Origin of the sequence: Shewanella amazonensis SB2B, assembly GCF_000015245.1 — a bacterium.
GTDB lineage: Bacteria > Pseudomonadota > Gammaproteobacteria > Enterobacterales > Shewanellaceae > Shewanella > Shewanella amazonensis.
Genome location: NC_008700.1, coordinates 3,679,690 through 3,702,257, shown reverse-complemented (window position 1 = coordinate 3,702,257; position 22,568 = coordinate 3,679,690). Strand labels below are relative to the sequence as shown.

General features: G+C 52.4%; 14 protein-coding genes. 4 read left to right on the top strand and 10 right to left on the bottom strand.

Going from position 1 to position 22,568, the window contains the following annotated elements:
- Nucleotides 1-50 precede the first annotated feature (50 nt).
- The 3 genes from SAMA_RS16280 to SAMA_RS16265 all read right to left on the bottom strand — a co-directional run bounded on the left by SAMA_RS16280 (nt 51) and on the right by SAMA_RS16265 (nt 4,093).
- Entirely contained in the window at nt 51-1,361 is a 1,311-nt protein-coding gene (locus tag SAMA_RS16280; protein ID WP_011761228.1) for an STAS-like domain-containing protein, read from the bottom strand.
- A gap of 302 nt (nt 1,362-1,663) precedes the next feature.
- Entirely contained in the window at nt 1,664-2,203 is a 540-nt protein-coding gene (locus SAMA_RS16275; RefSeq protein WP_011761227.1) for a HEPN domain-containing protein, read from the bottom strand.
- Between the two features lie 1,002 nt (nt 2,204-3,205).
- Nucleotides 3,206-4,093: a Tim44 domain-containing protein gene (locus SAMA_RS16265; protein WP_011761226.1), complete on the bottom strand. Its 888-nt coding sequence runs from the start codon at nt 4,091-4,093 to the stop codon at nt 3,206-3,208.
- Between the two features lie 888 nt (nt 4,094-4,981).
- Here SAMA_RS16265 and SAMA_RS16260 point away from each other — a divergent pair.
- Nucleotides 4,982-5,455 (top strand): LabA-like NYN domain-containing protein, encoded by a 474-nt coding sequence (locus tag SAMA_RS16260; RefSeq protein ID WP_011761225.1) that lies wholly within the window; start codon nt 4,982-4,984, stop codon nt 5,453-5,455.
- Between the two features lie 89 nt (nt 5,456-5,544).
- On the opposite strand, the gene SAMA_RS16255 is transcribed toward SAMA_RS16260, so the two are convergent.
- The 4 genes from SAMA_RS16255 to SAMA_RS16240 form a co-directional block, all read right to left on the bottom strand.
- Nucleotides 5,545-6,021 carry a group I truncated hemoglobin gene (locus SAMA_RS16255; protein WP_011761224.1) on the bottom strand — a complete coding sequence of 159 codons (477 nt, stop codon included), beginning with the start codon at nt 6,019-6,021 and terminating at the stop codon, nt 5,545-5,547.
- On the bottom strand, nt 6,018-6,896 hold the full coding sequence (locus SAMA_RS16250) for a DUF3034 family protein (protein WP_011761223.1): 879 nt from the start codon (nt 6,894-6,896) through the stop codon (nt 6,018-6,020). Before SAMA_RS16250 ends, SAMA_RS16255 begins: the two co-directional genes overlap by 4 nt.
- 76 nt (nt 6,897-6,972) lie before the next feature.
- Complete coding sequence (locus SAMA_RS16245; RefSeq protein ID WP_011761222.1) at nt 6,973-9,279, bottom strand: bifunctional diguanylate cyclase/phosphodiesterase; 2,307 nt, start codon at nt 9,277-9,279, stop codon at nt 6,973-6,975.
- Complete coding sequence (locus SAMA_RS16240; protein ID WP_011761221.1) at nt 9,269-9,925, bottom strand: methylamine utilization protein; 657 nt, start codon at nt 9,923-9,925, stop codon at nt 9,269-9,271. Before SAMA_RS16240 ends, SAMA_RS16245 begins: the two co-directional genes overlap by 11 nt.
- 674 nt (nt 9,926-10,599) lie before the next feature.
- On the opposite strand from SAMA_RS16240, the gene SAMA_RS16235 reads away from it, so the two are divergent.
- Nucleotides 10,600-12,873, top strand: a complete 2,274-nt coding sequence (locus SAMA_RS16235; protein WP_011761220.1) for a carboxypeptidase-like regulatory domain-containing protein — start codon at nt 10,600-10,602, stop codon at nt 12,871-12,873.
- A 70-nt stretch (nt 12,874-12,943) separates the two neighbouring features.
- On the opposite strand, the gene SAMA_RS16230 is transcribed toward SAMA_RS16235, so the two are convergent.
- The 3 genes from SAMA_RS16230 to SAMA_RS16220 all read right to left on the bottom strand — a co-directional run bounded on the left by SAMA_RS16230 (nt 12,944) and on the right by SAMA_RS16220 (nt 19,105).
- Entirely contained in the window at nt 12,944-14,506 is a 1,563-nt protein-coding gene (locus tag SAMA_RS16230; RefSeq protein WP_011761219.1) for an MFS transporter, read from the bottom strand.
- Between the two features lie 187 nt (nt 14,507-14,693).
- Nucleotides 14,694-15,680, bottom strand: coding sequence for a response regulator (locus SAMA_RS16225; RefSeq protein WP_011761218.1), 987 nt, complete (start codon nt 15,678-15,680; stop codon nt 14,694-14,696).
- Nucleotides 15,680-19,105, bottom strand: a complete 3,426-nt coding sequence (locus tag SAMA_RS16220; RefSeq protein WP_011761217.1) for an MHYT domain-containing protein — start codon at nt 19,103-19,105, stop codon at nt 15,680-15,682. Before SAMA_RS16220 ends, SAMA_RS16225 begins: the two co-directional genes overlap by 1 nt.
- Nucleotides 19,106-19,422: 317 nt before the next feature.
- On the opposite strand from SAMA_RS16220, the gene SAMA_RS16215 reads away from it, so the two are divergent.
- Together SAMA_RS16215 and SAMA_RS16210 are read left to right on the top strand one after the other, a co-directional pair.
- Complete coding sequence (locus SAMA_RS16215; protein ID WP_011761216.1) at nt 19,423-20,163, top strand: helix-turn-helix domain-containing protein; 741 nt, start codon at nt 19,423-19,425, stop codon at nt 20,161-20,163.
- Between the two features lie 182 nt (nt 20,164-20,345).
- Nucleotides 20,346-22,487, top strand: a complete 2,142-nt coding sequence (locus SAMA_RS16210) for a VIT and vWA domain-containing protein (RefSeq protein ID WP_011761215.1) — start codon at nt 20,346-20,348, stop codon at nt 22,485-22,487.
- Nucleotides 22,488-22,568 lie beyond the last annotated feature (81 nt).

Genomic DNA, 22,568 nt, shown 5'->3' with positions numbered 1-22,568 from the left:
TCACTCCGACCCCTTTATCGCACAAAAAATTACTAATGTTTGCATTGTTACTATGTGTTTTCATCTAAAATGAAATCTATAGTTTCCCTAATTTCTTGATTTGAATTAACAATCTTTAATTGCTTATAAGCAAACATTCCAATTGATTTTATCGGTGAGGCTAAAAGTGCACTTAAAAAACTATGTGGAGCACTTTCTACACCATCAAAGTCAATAACAATTCTTTTCCCATCCTTTACAGCTTGAAACAATTTGTTATCTCTAAATTTAATTGCGGCTTCTTTATCTTCGGCATATGTTCCAAAGTAATTTCTGATGCTCAAGTAAAAAGAATCTCCTGACTCTTCTCTATCCGCTTTTTTCTGTTCCCTTAACGCGGATTCTCTGAATTCTTGCATCATTTGATGCAGAGACTCTTTTAGCCTTTCTTTTCCTAGTTTTATTGTCACGAGAATTAGAGTTCCTGGCCACCCTAACTCAACTTCTTTTGCCGTTATATCTCTTGGTGAAATATGAACAACACCATTGCCTGAGATAATATGCATATTTGCATTTAATCTTCGTACAATGTTTGTTGATAGAAATAGTCCAATTCCTGCGTTGTTTTTCTGTTTGTATATATCTGTAACGCCAAAAGTTCCAGATACTCTAGGCTCCATTGCTTTCAATATTGCTGACTGGTGAGACTCTTGCCCTGGGTAGGTTTGCTCCAAATGTCTTTTAATGCCGATGCCGACATCACCAATAATAAAGCTTAACTCATTTCTTTTTGAATACCATGTGAATTGGCAAATGGATGGGATTCTATAATCAGATTGTCCAAATTTGTAATAGGCCGAACCGTGTTCTAGTGTGTTATAAAGTAGCTCACTTAATATATACCTCAAAGTTTTTGTGAACTCTACGTTGAATCCGTCGGTGTATGATTCTGATTCTTCAATTACCTTTTTGAAGTCATTGGTATTTCTCACTGCAAAAAGCGGCTTGTACTTGTCGCTTTTAAAGTTAATGTTTTCATGGGTGAATACTGTGAAAAGGCCTCTTCCTCCAAGTCTTCTATAAAGTTCACTTGCTCCATTTATATTGTCTGATTCTTTGAATACTACTCTGCATCTTTGTGATTTAAGTTTCCATGCATAAAGGATAATGATAGATACTGCTTGATAATTAGTGGTTATGCATTGAGTAAGGTCTATTTCAACGTGAACGTTTTCTAATTCCCAGTTTAAAAATTTTGTTATGTTGTTGAAGTTGTATATGCCATTATCTATAAAAATGAATTTCTTAGGGATTATAATTTTGACGCTGTTATTTTTCTCTATATCATTTTTCAATGTTTTTAGTGTGTCGTTATAATCCATCTATTTAATTCCTAGTTTTTTCAAAATTTTTGGTGCGACTATAGTTATCTTTACAGAATTAGATATCTATTAGAAAGAGTGAGGACACCCACAACTCTTTCACTTAACACAAAAAGCACAACAAAGAGTGAGGGCACCCATAACTCTTGTAGTGTCTGAAGCCTATCTACAATAACTGAGACACCCATAATTGCAAAAGAGTGAGGACACCCACACCTTTTCTTAAACCCGCGCCCAAAGATTTCACTTCCTTGCAGTCCTATCGATACCACTTTGGCGGCTGGGCTGAATACCCAAGATGTCTATATCTTAGCCAGATAGTTGTCAGTTGCTTTAACCAGCGTTCTGAAGAAGAACAGGCACTTATCAAGGTCTGTGCGTTTGACTATGTGTGTTGCTTGCTTATCTGTGTGTGCTCTATGTACAGCATCGCCACGTTTACTGATCCATAGATTGAGTTGAGTGCTCACTTCTTTAGAGGTGGGATAGTTATTGAACACCCAACAAGATGCGACGTCTGCGCCGAAAAATTCCGAGAACAGTTGCTTGGTTTTTTGCGAGTCGGGATTGTGGAAGGATTTGAGTTTATTGGAAAACTGCTGTTCCATGAAAGTGCCAATCTGACAACCTCTGATAGAGCTAAACTTTTTGTCGAACAGCTCCATAGCAATGTCTTCCACATAGGTTTCCCAAGCGGTGAGTATCATGATCAGTGATGCTCTCTTTAAGGCTTCCGGTGGCGGTGAGGATTTGTCTTTGACCTCATTTAAGTCGTCATAGCATTTGAGCAGTGCCTCTGCATCGCTTAACGCTCGTTCAAAGGTTTTTATGGATTCTGACATGGTCTATCTCTCAGGGAGTTTATTATTCATTACTTATGGTTGTAGGGGTGTGGCTTACAGCATCGGTACGCTTAGGGGGAGCGTTCTGCTTGGTTTCTTTCCCCATCGAAGCCGCTTTGGCAGTTGGGCTGAGTGAAACGGCCAAGCCGAGGCATGGATGCCGAGGCAGCGTCAGTCGAATCAGGGATGAGCGTCTGACGCGGTGGTCGTTTTCAGCCCATAAGGCCAAAGTGCTCGGCTTCGTCTGGGGCGGCAAGGGAGATGCAAGAGGGAATTGCTGCTGATTCCCTCTTGCCCAGTGTGAGCGGAGCTCACGACTTTCGCCAAGCGCAGCTTGGCGTTAACCCTTAAACCGCTGTTAGGGCGGTAACCCTTATCTCCAGACATGGCTACCGCACTGCGCGTTCCGTCTGTGAAACGCAACTTCAAAAAAAACTATTTTTAAAACAACATCAAAGCTAACAGCTTGGCTAAGGCGAAACCTTGGTAAAGGTCAAAAAATACACCGATGCCGGTAGCGTTAAATTGGAGGGGAAACGAGGAGGAATTAAGTAACTGAAAGCCTTCCTTGCTGCGCCGTCTTAACGGTGTTGCGTCTCTTCCCTGATCCACATTGTTGTTTTTTGTACTGCTGTTTTGTGTGCCGCAGTGCTGTGCGCTGTTTTGCACTGCCAGTGTGGCTTGCGCCGTGATTCAGCAACTGCTTAAGCTTGGCGTTGATAATCATACGCTTATCGGCTGAAAGTACGCCAATCAAACAGCTAAGCCAGACTACCGTATGGTGTTTTAACAGACAAGCCTTGGCTGCGGCAAATCACGAAGCAGATACGGGGCTGGTTAGTGCTTGCTTCTTTGTTTCTCTCTATGTTTCTTTGCTTCTTGAGATAGGGCGGCTCTGCAAACGGCTGCTATCGACTTTCGGACCATAAAAATAAAACCCCGGTCTGTGCCGGGGTTTTGTTTGGTGTTACTGCGTGGCAAAGAGCATGCTAATGCGCGCTTTTATTGCTGGATGCCCACAATCAGCCAGGGGGAGTTGGCTTGCAGCAGGTTACGCTCCAGATGCCAGACTTCCTTGATGTCTTCCTCTACGCCTTCAGCGGCGTCGCGGTAGCGGCCGCTGAATTTTACGCTCACTTCGGCAAGCTCGTTGTTGTAGGTGGCGCGCACCAGTTCGGCATCGAGGAACATCACTTCGGTGTGCTGCTGGCCTTCGAGTTCACGGCGTTGCTGGCTGAGTTCGTTAAAGAGCTCAATCGACACGTATTCCTGAATTTTGTTCAGGTCGCCCTCATTCCAGGCCTGTTGCAGGGTTTTATAGTGGCCGCGGGCGCCTTCCAAAAAGGCGGCTAAATCGAACCCCGGTGGTAATTGAAACGGTACTGTGCTCTGGGGCTGGGCGAAGCCGCTGTTGCCGCCGAGACCTCCAAAGGCGGCGGGTTCGGCCTGCTGGCGATAAAGGTCCTGCCCCGGCGCGGTGCTGGCTTGCCCTGCACCTGAGTAGGCTGGTCTTGGCTGCGCCTGTGCTTTGGAGGCCATCAGCATGCGGATGACTTTAAACAGCACGAAGGCCAGCAAGGCGATGATCACTATGTCCATGATCTGGATGTTTTCAAAACCTTCACCCATAAAGAGAGCCGCCAGTAAGCCACCTGCCAGCAGGCCGCCAAGCATACCGCCCATCATGCCTTTTTTCGCCGCAGGTGCTGCCGTGGCAGGCGCTGCAGTGGTATTGGTGGCCGTGGTATTGGTGGCCGCAGGCTGCGACTGCGCCGTTTGCTGAGTTTTACCGGCAGACTTATTGCCGCCGAATTTCTTTGCTTCCACCACGGGGCTGGTTGCCAGGCTGACGGCAAAAAACATCGCCAGCATAATGAATAACTTTTTCATTTATTCCATCTCTATTTTAAACACCGAATGGCAGGCATCATAGCGTCATGTTGGTTCATGTCAATGGTGATAAAAACCGCATGAATAAGAAAGTGCTGAATATTAAAAAGCCTGCAGTTTAATTTAAGGTTAATTTAAGTTTTATCGTGTTCAAACCCGTTAGCTAAAGTGCCTGAGTCGTATTGTATCTGTTTTTCAGTTATCAAGTTTACAGGTATTTGATGTGCGTTAATTTAGAGTGAACTCAATGAAGTAAACCACCTGATATCAGTGTGATATCGATATTGCACAGTGTTTTTTTATTAAGTTGTTATTAATTGATGGTATCGGATTTTTATATTTTAAATTAGTAAGGACTGTGGGTCGCCAGGCTCTGTATGGCGTATTGAACTTTTATTGTGCTATTAAGGTGTTATGTATTCACGTTGTGTATTAAGTTGGTTTCATTTTAGTCAGCGTTGTGATTATAAAACGTCTTGCCTGGGTTATTAAATTAAACCTGGATGAATGCGTGGTAAATGAGCCAGCAAAATATAAAGGCGCGCCTCAATAAAACTGTGACACCAGTAAAAGCAAGTGCTTATTAGCAAGCCACAGGCGTAGGGCGTGGCTTACAGCGGTATCTGCTGCGTTACCTGCTTTTTAAAATCAAAGAGGTGCGAAGGACTAGGGCCATTCGCTGCGAACTGTGCCTTGCATCTATCCACTCTACGCACACGCAGAGCAAGCACGGGACTGATTCGCACCTTCCTTAAAGCAGGTGCAGCTTGTCCGGTGCGCGCCATTAGCTTCTGCCTGTGCTACAGTGCGCAGAGTCTTGCCGCTGACAGCCGAATGCTGAAAGCCTACTCGTCTTTTATATGAATCGGCCTGTTATAAGAATCGCCCGTGAAAAAAATCGCCCTCTTTGTCGATGTACAAAACATCTATTACACCTGCCGTGAGGCCTATCAGCGCCAGTTTAACTATCGCAAACTCTGGCAGCAGCTCTGCAGTGAGGGGGAGATAGTCAGCGCTACTGCTTACGCCATTCATCGGAGTGACGATGGTCAGTTAAAGTTTCAGGATGCCCTTAGGCATATCGGCTTTGAGCTTAAGCTTAAGCCCTTTATTCAGCGCAGCGATGGTTCGGCCAAGGGCGATTGGGATGTGGGCATCACCATAGATGTGCTGGAGACGGCGCCCGAGGTAGATACCGTTATCCTGCTTTCCGGCGATGGGGATTTTGCCCTGTTGCTTGACAAGATAAGACAAAAATATGCCGTCGAGGCCGAGGTGTATGGCGTGCCATCGCTGACCGCCAAATCCCTGATGGAGGCCGCCAGCCGCTTTCATCCGATAGATGAGTCTTTGCTTCTCTAGAAATGGCTGCGCTAACGGCAGCCCGCCCCTCACATTTAGCTGCAGAGCCACCGCAGAGTTATCAGTTGCAGTGACAACATGGATAGCCGTTACTGATAGGTTACGTCGGAATACATGGGCGCAAGGCGCTTCAGCAGCGCATTACGGGTTGATGTTGGAATTTGCTGTGCCTTCAGGGATTCAATCAAATGCCCCACCAGGGCATCAAAGTCGGCCTGAGTGATATTCAAACCCTTGTGGCTGTCTGCCATGCTTTCGCCTTGATAGACGCAGCCGCCATCTGTGACCGCGCACAGATGTTCGATAAGGCGCTCGCGAAATATCGCAATATCCGTTTCTTCGAAGTGCTGCACAATGCGGGGATCCCGTGCGATACGTGCAAGTAAGCCATCGACGACAGCCGCTACGCCGGTCTCGCCCCCGAGGGCCTGATAAAGGGTTGGAGGGCTGGCGTTTTCACCGGGTGTTGTGGTGTTGGCATCAGGCAGGGTGCAGCCAGCAAGCAAAACGGTCGTGAGTGAAAGGGCTGTGGTTAATGGGAGAAACTTGCGTAATACATGGCTCATAGCGCGCCCTCCAGCGACAGATACCAGCCTTGCTGATTATCAAAACCCGCGATGCTGCCTAAATCAGCATAGGCGGTGACCACCGACAGATGTTTATTGATAAACCAGGCTAAAAATATGTCCTGCCAATCATCTTCACGGGCAAACCCCAGTTCACTCGGTTTTTGACGATATTCAATGCCCAGCGCCAAATTGTCGGTGAGCAGTATCGCTGCAGACGCTTCCAGCATAAGGTGATAATCGTTGTTGGATTCAGTGCCGAACCCCAGCAGGCCCGTTTGGTTTGCTTTTGTTGCACGCAAGGTGCCGTTGATGAGGATGTTTCGTCCCGCGACCACATCAAAAAATACTTTACTGGCGGCAAGGTAAACATCAATGCCCCAGTCACTGCGGGCGCCAACGGCCTGAGGAAGGGTAAAGTCATCCACTTTTTTATACTGGGCGCCCAGGGTAATTTGTGGCATGGCGGTATATAACAGCTCGCCGGCAAGTTTGTATTTGACCCCCAGGATATCCTGGCCAAGCTCGCCGCCCAGTGTGTCCAAATCAAAGGTTTGCCTTGCGACACTCAGCTCAAACCGATTGTCATAGCTGACGGAGGCGCCCATTACTTTCAGCGTAAAATCATCCACATAAACGCCGGTTGCCATGGCGGTAGCCGACCACTCTTCGCTGCTGCCATAACCATTGATCACGGCCCAGGGCACTATGCCACCACCGGCACTGCCCTCAATCATAGAGGCGCCGCCAGTGGCAATCACGCGGCTGTCCTCAGCCATGGCAGGCGCAATGGCCCCTATCCCAAGCGGGCACAGCAGGCAAAGCAGCGCCCTGATATAGCGCCGGGCCGATAAGCTCAACTTCATTGTGTTCATGGGTATACTCACTCAATACGCGATTAGCTTGCATTCGAAGGCGAATACCGTGTTTAACGCCTTCAGGCGCAAACGCTCAAATCTCTCCGGTGCCTTTTCCATGAAAGGCGTCAAACCACTGGTCAAATTCGGCCGCTTTCAAGGGCTTGGAAAATACGTAGCCCTGGATGATGTCGCAGTTAAGCTTGCGAAGCATGTCAACCCCTGCCTCATCTTCGACGCCCTCGGCCACCACGCTGAAACCCAGGCCGTGGATCAGCTGAATACTGGTATTGACTATCATGGCGTCCTGGCTGTTGCTGTGGATATGTTGGATGAAGCTGCGGTCAATTTTCACTTCATCGACGGGCAACATTTTCAAATACGCCAACGATGAATGCCCGGTACCAAAATCATCAATAGCAACCGACACACCCATGTCGCGGAATTGCTGCAATACACCCACTACGGTTTGCGCGTCTGTCATCACAGCGCCTTCGGTAACTTCAATACAGAGCACGCCGCTTGGCAGATGATTGTCTTTTAAGAGGGTGGAAATCTGGTTTGGCAAGCGGGTATCACTCAAATCATGGGCCGAGAGGTTAATGGCTAATTTCAGCGCCACCCCCCGCTGCTGCCATGCAACCAACTGCTTGATGGCTTGCTTCAATACCCATTGGCTGATGATATCAATGTTGCCCGAGTTTTCGGCGAGCTGAATAAATTCATCGGGGGGAATAAAACCCAGCGTTGGGTGTTGCCATCGAATTAATGCCTCGGCACCCGTGCAGCGATTGAGGCGCAGGTCAATTTTGGGCTGAAACACCAGATAGAGTTGGTCCTGGGCCAGCCCTATGGGTAAATCACGGATAAGCGTAAGTTCTCGCTGGTACTTTTCATCGTCGCCTGCACGATAACTGACGATACGCTGCTCCTGAAGACAGGCCTGATTGAGGGCAATTTCGGCGCGGCGCATTAACACATCAATGTCGGCACCATTGCCATCGATTTCGAGCAATCCTGCCCGCACCCCAAGGGAGATATTGGAACCCTGAATAGGAAAGGGCGCCTCCAACATATCCAGGGATTTGAGTAAGAGGTCGTGCGAAATACTCTGGCGGTAAAGGAGTAAAAACGAATCGCCATCCAACCGGGCCAGCATATCCGCTTTGGGTGCCAGCTGCTCCAGACGGCGGGCAAACAGCAGCAATAAGGCATCGGCGTTGGCAAACCCAATAATGTCGTTGATATGGCGAAAATGCTTGATATCCAGCAATACTATGGTGCCGGACAGATGCTGTTTAAGGTCGGTTAAATACTGTTTTGCCGCGAAACGATTCAGCAAGCCTGTCAAACTGTCGTGGCGAGACTGGTATACCAAGTCTTTTTCGCGCGCCTCAATATCATCCCGCATCAAAGACAAGCTTTTGGCCAAGACACGTAATTCCGCTGGGGCACCCTGAATGCTTTCCGGCTGCTTACCCTGACCAATTTGACGGGCATATAGCACCAATCGATGAACTGGCTCAGTCAAACTGCCCGACAACCAAATGGCCACGGCAATCGCCAGCGCCAGTGTCAGGGCAAAGATAGCGAGCATGTTATTGCGCAGCTGCTGATAACTTTGTTGCCACTTGAGGTTTGACTGGTGCAGCAGCGCCAACTGGTTGCCATTATGCTCATACAGCTTGATTGCCATGGATAAATGGTCCGCAGGAATGGTCTCGCTGGGCAGCGTTAACAGGCTTGGGAATTGGTTTGCCTGTGCAATCACTGTCTGTTTTTCGCTGCTGGATAAGGTGGAGGCTATTTCTGTCCGGCCCTTGGTTTGATTAACAAAGCTGACATCAATTCCGGTAATGGCTTTGGCTTGGCTGGCCACTTTTTCATCGAGCAGAAAGCCCATGCCAACCCAGGCTATCAGGGTTGGGGCTTTCACGGGCTGCTGCACGAATTGATAACTGGCATGGTCAAACTCGAGAATCGCCAGGGCATTGGCGTTGTTGATGGTCAATTGGAACAGCGACTGTATATCATCCTGCGTCAGCCCCGGCAGGCTTGAGGTTAACAGTTCTCCCTTGGGTGACAACAAGACGGCCGCATCAGCCCCGATACGGGCACCATGATTGGACAATACCGACTCAATGGTTTCTTGCTCTCTCGTTGCAATGGCACGCTTAAAGCCAAAGTCGGCACTGAGCACCGACAGGCTTTGACTGAGCTGAATACCGCGATTGGACAGCACTTCACGAAACACATTCGCGCCGATTTCAAGGCTCTTTTGTTGCTGTAAAAAGTTATCTCTCTGGGTTGCCGTCAGCACCGAAAATGCCGTGGCAAACTGCACCAAAGTCAGCACGGTAAAGAAAACCAAAATCAGCCGGGCACGAAAACTATTTAACATCGAATTGACCAAATCCCGATGGTGGGGCTGAGGGTTTAGCCTGACGTTCGATATCCATGGCCAGCGTGAGCGTCTGTGCCGCTGTGGTTATGCTGAGTTCACTCGGCTCAGAAACCTCCCTCTGCCATGGATGCCAGAGCTTGATGCGATATTGGCCGGAGGGCACATCGGTAAAGTGGATTTCCCCTTTTTCGTCGGTCACAGCCACCATTGGGCTGTCGGCGACATAAATAAAGGCTTGCATATAGTCGTGAATATTGCAGCCAAGTGCGACCAGACCGGGTTTATCAAACAGGATAGGGGCTTCGGCCTTGCCCACATAGAGTTTCAACTCAAACGGCTTGGCTTCGGAAAAGGAATACACATGGTGGCGGGTGCGATCCAGATTGGGAAAATCTACCCTGGCCCCTTTGGGGATCGCCAGCACAAAGGGAGTAAACGTACGGTTTTTTTGCGACATTTCATAATGTTCACCAGCTGCTGTTGTGGCGGGTATCGCATCTGAAATCAATTCTACCGCCGCATCTGTTATGGCCAGTTGTTGTGAGTCCACCACGCGAATACGAAGGTCAGCGGCCTGGGATAGCGGCGTAAAATACATTGCGATGCTGAGTACGGATGTCAATAAAACGCGATTTAAGATCATCGATTACCTCAAGTTGAGTGTCGCAAGATACATGAATACCTTAGCCGTACGACATCAATATACGATTTGGAACTGTGGTGTTGGAAATCACTCATCTATCTAAAATGCAATCCAAACATTGGAGTACGAAAAACAGTAGTAACTATACTCGCACAATCGTCATCACGCTCGAAAGACAGCCATAATGGTGGAAACATAACACCGAAAAGGCAGCTAACGCATTGACTTAAAGAACAATAACATAAAAACCCATCCGAGCAGGTTGTTTCATCACGACTCGTTCTGGCCGGATTAAAGTATTTATTGTCGCCTCATTTCAGGCTCATGCAGCGCCGGGTAGGAGAACGCATCTTGGCGGAGTACAAACCCTGCCCGGCAGTTTCACCTTTAAGCTCAGATAGCTTTGACCACTGGCTTTCTCGTTTGCGGTCCTTGGTTGGCGTTGCTTTTAGCGGGTCCTCCTGCGGCGCAGTCGACACATGCTGGCGCTCCCAATAAGAAGAAAGAACTGGTGCATAATCCTAAAGTGGCATTTCCACCCATGTTGGCTACCCTTATCCGTTCTCCTTGACCAAGGCTGTGAGGGGTTGTTGTCGCAGGATGCGTTTGCGAAATTCTCAGTGGCATGCGTCTGGTTGACAGGAGGTTACTCTAAGACGAAAAGGGATATTATCATGCAACTCCAATCACTTGCGTTGGCAGCGCTGTTCGGTGCGCTGGCGCTCTCTCCCTCGGCTTATGCCGAACAAATTAAAATTCAGAATGTGCACTTTGATGCCGACAGCAATCAGCTGATGGTGAAGGCCAAAATCGATGGTCACCACCATGGGCAGGACGGTGCCGGTGATGCCTATGTCGAGATAGTGGATGCCGCCAATCCGGGGTTTGTATTGAGCGCCTTTCAAACGCCAAAACAGATCCACAGTAAAATCGATGCCGCGAGCCTGGCGTTCATGCCCTGTCAGGTAGGCATAGTGGTGAACGGCGACATGGACAATATGGCCATCGCCGATGTGAAAAATGTGCCGGGCAGCTGCGGCGGTTTTGCAGTAACCATTAGGGGGCTTATCACCGATGAACCCATTCCTTACGCCACGGTGTCGGTTACGCTCAACGGCAACACCTTTACCACGGTGGCGGATGAAAACGGCGCCTACAGTCTGGATGTGCTCACCACCAACATAGAGCAGCTGCTGCTGATTGAATCCTCGGCCACCAATAGCGAGACCGGCGATAGCATCGACTTTGTCAATCTGGTGGGCAGTTTTGCCAAGGTGCTCAGTGAAGATGACCCCATCAATGTGACCAACCTGACCACCGCCAAATACAGCCTGGTGCTGGAAGCCAATGGCGGCGAGCAGCCAACCACACTGGCTGAGCTGGAGCAGGCCGAAACCGCGGTGGATGCCACTGAGCTGTTTCAGTTGGCGGCCATCATCAAGCTGATTGTGGATGATCCCGGTTATCAACTGCCAGAGGGCTATGACAGCATTCTCGACTTTATTGCCGATGAGGGCGCGGTGGACACCTTTGTAGCCAGCACCCCGCCTGAGGCGCTGGAGCAGGCGCTTGCGGATATTCTGGCCGACAGCAATCTGGTGGCAGGCTTCAGCGCTGCCGATGTGCCCAGCCTCTATTACGCCATCAGCACCACCAGCCCCGGTTATCTGTCCCGCAGCGGCTCTGCGCTGGAGTTTGACAACGTGGGCATGACAGGCACGGCGCTGAGTTTTCTGCAGTGGAACGGCCAGCCCATTAATCAGGACTTCAGCTGGGCCGTAGTAAGTGGTCGCATTGAGGTGAGTTACAGTGCGCCACTGATGACCGAAGAGCTATCGGACAGCATCGAGTATGTGACTGACAATCAAGCGGAAATCGATGCCTATTATGCAGGTGGCGGCGCGACTGAGAATTTTATTACCCATCGCACCCTTACCCAAAGAGCCTACACCAGGGTGGTGGATGGCAGTTTGGTGGATGTGGTGTCGGTGGAATCGCGAAGCGAGCTCTCCACACCGCCCATTCCCCTCAGTGATGGCACATTCCTCACCATTGCCCAACCGAAGCTGGTGCTGGAAACCGCGAACGTAAATTTCCGCGCCAATTATGACATCAGCAATATTCCCTTTGTCAGCAATTGCAGCGCGGGGGATACCTGTGTCTCCGGCCTGTGGGCGGGGCAATATCATTATTCCGAAGGCACGCGGGTGTATGACGACTATGTGCTCCCCAATACCGCCTATGCCGAAGCCATGCAGTTTGTGGCGGATGGCACAGTGAGTGGCAAAATCTCCAATGTGAACGCCAACTGGACGGTGGACGGCGAGGGCAGGTTGGTGATCACTTACCCCGATGGCATGACCCAAACCAGCCAGATCCTCGATAAGCTCGGCATTGAGCTGGGGGTCTTCTCGGTGTTTGAAAATGCCGGTGAGCGATTTGCAGCCTACGATATCTGGGTGAAAGGCGATGCCAACTTACAACTGGGTGCGAACGAGTTGCAGCCAAGTTCCGCCAGCCATTTCTGGGTGGGGGAAATCAACAGCTGGATACCGGGTTCGGTGGATGCTATGGGGCTGCTCAGTTACGAGCGTTTATGGGGTTGGCAGTTTGGGGCAACCGAGGTGCAAAACACCTATGCCGCTGGCGACTGGAGTGCGCCCGATGGCGATGGTCTCAGCAGTATGCCCTTTGTTCAGGATGCACCTGTTCCTTACGCAGTGACCGCAGACTATGTGAGTATCTCGCGTTTTCCTTTTGCCGAGCGCTATTGGTATCCCATCAACAGCCAGGTGATTGATGGCGATAGAGTGTTTTACGTGGTGGAGCGAGAGGAGCGGAATGGCGAGGCCTATGGCCGTGCCCCGGGCTATCGCACCTTTATTCCGGCGCGGATTAACATAGAGCGCGAGCGGAATATGGCGGATTACACCAACGTGGCCCGCTGACAGTCCTGTATAAAAAACAACCTCGCCGATGCGAGGTTGTTTTTTTATTAATTGCGAAATCAGCTGTTTGTCAGCTTTTACTCTTCGGGCCAGCAGTCCAGTTCGATTCGGCTGAATCGTCCGGCTGGACCTCCTCTGGCTCAGTTTCGGTTGACGTCCCTCTATTCGCTGGAGGTGCTTTCTCCTGAACCATCGCAGGCTCGGGTTCGGCGATAAAGTCCTGTTCGTTGATAAAGGCGTCGGGCTGGTCGGTGGCGTTGTCTATATCGCCGGTTGGCTCATCATTGTCGCTGATGTCGTTATCTGCGCTGTCACCCTCATCGACATAGTCATCCTCATCTATGTAGGCATTGGCATCGGCAATGTCGTCACCGGCAGTTGGGGTCATCTGCTCCTGAACTGATTCGATATCCACACGGGGGTCGAGGGCGGCGGCCAGAGGTGACGATACCAGGTCGCCGGTGGCCATGATGTAGTCATTGGTGGAGGGCTCTTCCGCTTTCTGACGGGCATTGATGTAGTTAAGCCCGGCAAAGAGTACCAGGGTGCAGGCCGACATAAAGCCGTAGAGCATGCTGTTGCCCAGCCACTGCATTAGGGTCGAGGCAATCAGGGGGCCGATACAGGCGCCAAGGCCGAAGGTAAGCAAAATAGTGGCAGACAGCCCCACCCGCTCGCTTTGCTCCACCCGCGAGTTGGCCAGTGCCGTGGCCAGCGGGTACAGGGTAAAACCGAGTATGCCGAACAGGAAGGTCATCACCAGCGCCACCGTGGGCTGGTAAGGGGTGATGGCGATGCCCAGGGTGAGCACCCCAAGCAGCAGGCAGTTGGTTCGAATCAATCGGCTGCGGGACATCCGGTCCGACAGCTTGCCCATGGGCCACTGGGCCAGCAGGCCAGCGGCTATGGTGGCTGTCATAAAGCTCGCCACTTGCTGCGGATCCAACCCCAGATTACTGGCATAGGCGGGCGCCAAGCCGTAAAAGGAGCCCACTATCATGCTGCCAATGGCGACCGTGGTGAGTGCCTGTGGCGCCTTTTTGAAAAAATGAGTCACGTTAAGGGGCGCGGGTACCAGGGGCGCCGGGTGAATGCGGCGGGTGAGGGCAATGGGTACTATGCACAGGGCAAAACAGATGGCGATTAGCAGGAGTGGCTCCAGCCCCAAATCCGGATAGAGGCTGATGGCACCCTGACCCAAAATCAGCGCCAAATAAGAGACAATCATATAACTTGCGAAGACAGTGCCGCGCTGGCTGTTGTCGGCCTGCTCGTTGAGCCAGCTTTCCAGCACCATGTACTGACACATCATGCCAAGTCCCACCAAGAGGCGCAGCACTATCCAAATCGAGAGGTCGTCGACCAGGGCATGCCCAAGGGCGGAGGCGGTGACTATACCGGCACTGGCTACAAAGGCGCGGATATGGCCCACCCGGGCAATAAGCCGGTGGCCAATCTTGGAGCCCGCCACCAGACCGGCGTAGTAGGCCGACATCATGGCACCAATCCAAATCTGGGGCACCTGCATGGCCGACAGTTTCAGGCCCAGATAGGTGGTCAACAGGCCCCCGGCCAGCACAGTCAAGAGGGTGGTGCTGTACAGGGACGCAAAGGTCCGCAATGGGTTGGTCATCTACTACTCCTTGTCACAATGCCAACGAGAGTATAACAACAATGACCCATCAGGTTGTTGGAATCCATACAGAAAAGGGAGCTGGGTCTCCATCTTGAGTGGGATTTTTAACCCAGACTAGCAGTAAAAGTCATTGCACCAATCGACTGAGACTAAGGGGCTGCGCCTTGGCTGATGGGGGGCCGGGCTATTCGTCCACAAAGGTTTGTTTGATGTCGAGGATCTTGTCGAGGTTTTGCTCCAGCAGCTCCACCAGCAGGGGCTCGAAGTGGCGGCCTTTTTGCTCCCGCATCAGGCGTAGTGTGTCTTCTATGCTCCAGGCCTTTTTGTAGGGGCGGTCGCTGGTGAGGGCATCGAACACATCGGCGATGGCAACAATGCGCCCCTCTACCGGAATGGCCTCACCGGCAATACCCCTGGGGTAGCCGCTGCCGTCCCATTTTTCGTGGTGGGTGAGGGCCACGGTGCGGGCCATTTGCATCAGCAGTGAGTCATCTTCCCCTATGATATCCGCGCCGATTTGCGGATGGGTTTTCATCACCTCGAACTCTTCTTCGGTGAGTTTGCCGGGCTTGAGCAGTATGTGGTCTGCGATGCCGATTTTACCTATATCGTGCATGGGTGCTGCGTGCAGCAACATGTCGGCATGACTTTCGCCAAGGCCATAGGCACGGGCGAGCACCTTGGCATAGTGGCTCATGCGCATGACGTGCATGCCGGTTTCATTATCTTTGAATTCGGCAGCGCGGCCGAGGCGCTGGATGATTTTAAGCCGGGTAACCTTTAGCTCTTCGGCCTGCACCAGCGACAGGTGAGTCCGCACCCGTGCCCTGACAATGGCGCTGGACACCGGCTTGGTGATGTAATCCACTGCACCGGCGGCAAAGCCCGTGGCCTCGTCGGCCTCGTCGTTGAGGGCGGTGACAAAAATCACCGGAATACCGGCGCTCTGGGGATTGGCCTTGAGCAGTTTGCACAGATCCAGCCCTGTCATATCGGGCATCATGATATCAAGCAGGATAAGATCAGGCCGCTTTTGCCCCACCAGGCGCAGCGCCTCCTGGCCACTTTTGGCAAAGCTCAGCTGATACTCATCCTGCAGTATCTGTTTGAGCACCCTTAAGTTGGCCGCTTCGTCGTCTACCACCAGAATGAGGGGCTTGAGGTCCTGCATTATTGCTCCTTTGTGCCGTTATTCGATTGCGCCGCGTCTTGTGCCGGATTATTGGCTGACTGTGCTGTTGTCTGATATGAGGACAAGGATGCCGAAATTTCACGCTGTAGTGCGTCGATACGCTGTTCGGCCTCGCTGAATTCAAAGTCGTTCAAGGCCTGATAGATGGCCCGTATCTGACTGCCACAGGCGCCTTCTTCAAAGCTTAACAGCTTTTCCAGCAGCGGCTCGTCGAGGGCGTTGTCTCCGGCTTGTTGCCTGAGGCTGGTAAGCAGTGGCATAAGCTCAGCGCTGTATTTTTCGGGGGCTGTTAGAGGCTCGCCCAAAGCGCTGCACCCTGAGGAGGCGGCTTCACCATAACCACTGGACTGTACCTCGGCTTTTACGGCGGCAAACACCTGCTGAATGGGTGCCACAAAGAGGGCACATTGCTCAGGGTGGCTTGCCAGCAGCGACTCGAGCTTTTCGAGATTGCGGCTTAAACGGGTGAGGGACAGGTTGGCGCTCACCCCCTTGAGGCCGTGGGCCGTTTGCTTTAACGCGGGCCAGTCGCAGGCATGGCACTGGGACGACAGGCGCTCAAACTGCTCGGCCTGCTCCTCGACAAACAACGCCAGTTGACGGTAGTAGCTGTCGCGGGAGCCCCAGAGATCCATTCCTTTTTTCTCATCGATGAGTTTACCGGGTTGGCTTTGGGGTGTGGCTGCTTCAATGGGGGCATGTTTGAGCCCCAGTACCCGGGCAATTTCTGCGCACAGCAGCGGATAATCGATGGGCTTGTTGGCAAAGCCATCCATGCCCGCCTGACGGGCGGCGGTGCGATCGTCTTCCAGTACGCTGGCGGTAAGGGCGATGATGGGCAGATGCGTCAGCCCTTCGCGTTGCTCTTTGTCACGCCGCGCCCTGGAGGCGCTTAAACCATCCATCACCGGCATTTGCACGTCCATCAGCACCAGATCAATCGCGGGTTCACTGGCCATGCGTGCCAGTGCCTGCTGGCCGTCGCTTTCGGTAATAACCCTGTGGCCATCGCGCCCCAGCAGGGTGGAAAGCAGCTCCAGATTCTGGGCGATATCGTCCACTACCAGTACCGTCATTGGCGGCAGGCTGACATGGTTCTCAAGCGGTACCAGCTCGTCGCACACACCCGGGTTAAGCGGCAGACTGAAACAGAAACGACTGCCCTTGCCAAGCTCGCTCCCGGCGCTGATGTGGCCGCCCATCAGCTCAACCAGTTGTTTACTGATGGTGGTGCCAAGGCCAGTGCCGCCAAAGCGGCGGCTCATGGAGGCGTCGGCCTGGGTAAAGGGGTCGAATATCTTATCGAGCTGTTCTGGGCTCATGCCTATGCCCGTGTCTTCCACCACAAAGTCCACATGGTTGCCTTGGCCCGGGTTGACAGTGAGCCTGACCTGGCCCTTTTCGGTAAACTTGACTGCGTTACTGACCAGATTGGTGAGCACCTGACGGATACGCTCGGGCGAACCCGCGTAACAGGGCAGCAGCTTGGGTGATACCTCCATCGTAAGCTGCAACCCTTTGCGGCGGGCCTGCAACCAGAGGGTGGAAATCACTTCATCCAGCTCCTGCACCAGTGAGAAGTCGCGGACTTCAAGCTCCAGCTTGCCCTTGTCGAGCTTGGCGCTGTCAAGCACGTCGTTTAGCAGGTGCAGGAGCGACTTGGCGGCATGGTTGATGGTTTTCAGATGCCGGTGTTTTTCGGGTTCAAACTGACTTTCCAGCAGTATGTCGCTGAAGCCTATGATGGCGTTCATCGGGGTGCGGATTTCGTGGCTCATATTCGCCAGGAAGGCGGCGCGTGCGGTGGCGGCGGCCTCGGCGATATCTTTGGCCTCCAGCAGTTCCTGCTCCATCTGACGCCGCTCAGTGATGTCCATGATGAAACCATCGAGGTACATCTCGCCGCTTTGCTGATCGCGAACATGGTTGCCGTACTCCATCATCCAGCGGATGTCGCCATTGCGATGAAGAATGCGGTATTCAAGGTTGAAAGCGCCCACCGGCGGCACGGCATTATTGATGTGCTCTAAATCATCGGGGTGGAACAGGTCGCTGAAACTGCGTTTGGGGCTTGGCAACATAAAGTCGCTGGCTGGGTAACCTGTGATTTTCTCTACCGCGTTGCTGATAAAAATCATCGACCATTGTTCATCGTTTTTACAGCGATAGGCGATACCGGGAATATTGCCGATGAGCGAGCGGAACTTTTGCTCGTTTTCCCGCAGTGCCATTTCCATGCTCAGGCGCTGGCGAATGTCGGAGATAAAGGCCACAAAGAAGTCGTCTTCCGCCATTTTGACATGGCCAATCCCGAGGCGGATAGCAATCTTGTGGCCGTTTTTGTGTATGGCTTCGACTTCGCGCCCCTTGCCAATGATGCGTGCCTCGCCAGTGGCGAGATAGCGGGCGAGGTAACCATCGTGCTCGGAGTGAAAGGGGTCTGGCATCAGTATCTTGACGTTCTGGCCAATCAGCTCATCGGCGCGCCAGCCCAGCAGCTTTTCTGTGGCCTGGTTAACGTCTGTGATAATGCCGTGGCTGTCGATGGTGACTATGCCGTCGATGGCCGTTTCCATGATGGCCTGCACCCTGCGCTTACTCTCTGAGGCGCGCAGGGAAATATCCTTGTACTTGTAAATCAGGCTAAGGCCCAGCACCAGACTGGTCATTACCAGGGTCGCCGTGGTCACCCCAAGTGCCAGATAAAAGGACATTTCCGGCGGCTGGGGGCTCAGTTCAAGCCCCGGTGGTTTAACAAAGCGAGCTGCCGCCATGCCTGTGTAATGCATACCGGTAATGGCACTGCCCATGACTATGCTGGCGAGTAGATTGGCGCACCACAAAGGAATGCTGCCCCGGCTGATAAGGCCGCAGCGTACCCAGAGCGATAACATGGCCAGACTCACTGCCACCACAATCGACAGTCCAAACATGGGCAGGCTATAGCGCAAAGACGGTGCCATTTCCATGGCCGCCATACCGCTGTAGTGCATGGTGCCTATACCCGCACCGACAAGAATGCCAGCAATAATCAGAGGTTTAAGGCCTTTTGTGTGGCGGTGGATATGATGCAGTGCCACCCAGGACGCGGCGATACCGGGAAGCATGGACACCAGTGTCAGGGTCTTTCCGTATTGCACCGGAGTGCATAAGTCGAATGCCAGCATGCCGACAAAATGCATCGACCAGATGCCAACACCCAACGCCAGACTGCCGATAAACAGCAATATGTGTTTGCGTGCGCTGGAGCGGGTGAGCCCCGCCTGATAGGCCACATGCAGTGCCATAAAGGAGGCAAAAATGGCAATCAGCACTGAGGTGATCACCATGGGCACACTGTAATTGCCGTAGATGAGGGTGCTCTGCTCCGGAATATTAAACTGGGTGACTATCCAATTCAGCATAGGGAATTCATGTGTCTGTGGGTTACTTCAATCAGAGTTTGGCGGCAGCAAGAGTGCAACTTTGGCTGCAGTTTCTCAGAGGTGGCCGGCATAGTCCTGCCGTCCTGGCGGGGTGTTGATAAATAAATGCATCAATTGCTTACATTAGCCATTAATGACAAAACAGGCAACGACAAGGCAGTATATTCACCCATCGCCGGTTGACGACATTGCGGCTCACATTGCGTGTCGGCACCCCTATGTCTTATGTTCCATGGGCAGGCGTTGGTAGCAATCGCGGTTGAAAAGTAAGGCCGAGGCATCAGGGAGGAGAGGACATGACGGAGTCTGACAGGGTTGTTCAGGTGCTGAAAAAGCAGCTCAGGGCAAGAGGTATTCACTATCAGCAGGTGGCTACAGCCCTTGGTCTGAGCGAAGCCTCAGTCAAGCGGCTGTTTGCCAACGGTGGCCGTCTGAGCCTTGCGCGATTGGCGATGGTTTGCCGATTGCTTGAGATGGATTTGCCCGCTCTCTTCAGGCTGGTGGCGGATGAACGCGACCAACTCAGCGTGCTGACATGGGCTCAGGAAGAGCAGTTGGTGGCCGATAAGGCCTTGCTGCTGGTGGCCGTATGTGTGACCAATGGTTACCGCTTTGAACATATTCTCAGCCAGTACAACCTTAGCGAATTTCAGGTCATTCAAAAGCTGGCCCAGCTGGACAGACTTAAGGTAATTGAGCTTTTGCCTGAAAACCGGATAAAGCTGAAGCTGGCCCCGTCTTTTGCCTGGATACCGGGTGGGCCCATTCAGCAGTTTTTTCAGCAGCAGGTGATACGTACTTTTTTCCGCTCCGACTTTGCCGCCGATGATGAAAAACTCATGATGAGCACGGGCCTGATGTCACTGCCGAGTAATCACAAATTTCAGCAGCGGATGCAGCAATTGGTGCACGAGTTTTATCAGGCTTGCGACAACGATGACAGTCTGGCGATGCAGGAGCGTCATGGCACCTCGATGATCATCGCCATCCGCCGCTGGCGTTTTCCACTTTTTGAAGAGTTCAGCACCCGGGAATAGGGTAAACAGTTGCATTCTGCCCTATCCCCAAGTGTGTGATCGTCACAAAAGTGGTATTCAGCGATACCAGACGGCTCACATGATGCCACTCTCGTCATCTCACTTTTTTGCTTTTGCCTCTGAGTGCAAGCTCCTTTTCGGGAGTGACGGTCACTCTCTTCCTCAGGACGAAGGAGGCAAAAATGGGTCATCCATTAACGCAAATGTTTCGTACCATGTGTCTGGGATCTGCCCTTGTTGGGCTGATTTGGATTAGCCCTGTTGCCGATGCGGCCGGGCTGTTGAAACCCGTCGGCAGTCAATACCGAGATATGCAAATTCAATCCCATCATGTGGAGGTGGTTATCCAGGATGGCCATGCCACCACCGCCATCGAACAAACTTTTTATAACCCCAACCCCGATACACTGGAGGCGCTCTACTCCTTCCCGGTGCCACAGCAAGCCGTGGTCGGCGAGTTTATCTATTGGATTAATGATGTGCCTGTGGTTGCCGAAGCTGTGCCCCGGCAAAAGGCCCGCGAGATTTACGAGGACCAGAAAGCACAGGGCAATGCCACAGCTCTGACTGAAAAGGACGACTACAAGCGCTTTGATATGCGGGTATTTCCGGTGCAGCCGCAACAGTCGGTAAAGGTTCGGCTGGTGTATATGCAGGATGCCTTGCTGGACCACGGCGTTGGCCGTTATCTCTACCCTTTGGAGGAGGGCGGTGTGGATGAGGCCCGGGACAGCTTTTGGCAGCGCAATGCCGTGGTCGAACAGGACTTCTCCTTTAATGTCACCCTGCGCTCGGCTTATCCGGTGGACGGTGTGAGGTTGCCGTCCCATCCGGAGGCTGAGATACATCAGGAGATGCAGGCAGGCGCTGCTCTGTGGCGCGCCAGCCTGACGAGTCAGCCTGAGAGCCTCCATACTGGCGCCATTGAAAGCGTGAGTGCTAATGAAGATACCAGTCAGGGTGCGGAAAGTGGTGCTGCAGGGGAAGGGAAGGCTTCGCATCAGCCCAGGGCCATGGGGCTCGATAAGGACATCGTTTTTTACTGGCGTCTGCAGGAAGGTTTGCCGGGCCGGGTGGACATGGTGACCTATCGCGATCCCAAAGTCTCGACCAAGGGCACGGTAAAGCTGACCTTTACACCCGGTGATGATTTAGGGCCCGTGACTCAGGGCCGGGACTGGGTGTTTGTGCTGGATAAGTCCGGCTCCATGAATGGCAAGTATGCCACCCTGGTGGAAGGTGTGCGCCAGGGGCTGGGTAAACTGCCAGCGCAGGACAGATTCAGGATCATTCTGTTCGATGAAAGCACTCAGGAATTCAGCAAGGGCTTTGTGCCGGTTGACAGCAACAACATCAACCAAGCGCTGGCCTGGGTTGAGGGCATCAGCCCCGGAAATGGCACCGATCTGTATCAGGGGCTGAAGCGTGCTCTGACTCCACTGGATGCCGACCGTTCCACAGGGGTGGTGTTGATAACCGATGGGGTGGCGAATGTGGGCGTGACTGAAAAACGGCGCTTCTTAGAGTTGATGCAGCAACAGGATGTTCGCCTGTTCACCTTCATCATGGGCAACAGTGCCAATACGCCCCTGTTGGTACCCATGACCCGCTTGTCCAACGGTGTGGCAACCTCAGTCTCCAACGCCGATGATATCGTGGGTCATCTGATGAATATCACCAGCAAGCTGACTCATCAGGCCTATCGCAATATTCGCCTCGATATGGATGGTGTGAAGATTAACGATCTGACCCCGCAGGAGATAGCGAGTCTATATCGGGGCGAGCAATTGGTGCTGTTCGGCCATTATTTTGCTGCCGGTGAGGCCAAACTCACCCTCACCATGGACATAGGCGCAGAGTCCCGCGAATACAGCACCAAGGTGATGCTGCCTGAGGCTGCTCTGGACTACCCAGAACTTGAGCGGATGTGGGCGTTCTCTGCCATTAACGGTCTGCAGGAACAGATGGACTACCTGGAGCAAAAAGACAGCGACAAGGAAAAAGCCATTGAGGACATCGCCATCGAGTATGGGCTGCTGACCGACTACACCTCCTTGCTGGTGGTAGAAGAGGATGTCTTCCGTCAACTCGGTATCGAGCGGGATAATCGGCGCCGGGTCAGTACAGAGCAGGCTGCGCGCAAAACAAGGGAAACGCAACCCCCGGCACCAACCCGCGCCGACAAGCACCAGCCCATGTTCTCGCAGCCTCAGCCAACCCACTCTGGCGGTGGCGGAGGCGGAGGCAGTATGGGCCTGTGGACGCTGCTGGTCCTCTTGCTGCTGGGCAGAGTGCGGCTTGTGGACGTTAGGCCAAGCCGTTAAGCTTCGAGGCTGCACTCACTGACGAGGGCAGCCTTGTTTTTAGGCTTGGGATGGGTCGAACACGGCTTGGAGTGGCGATGT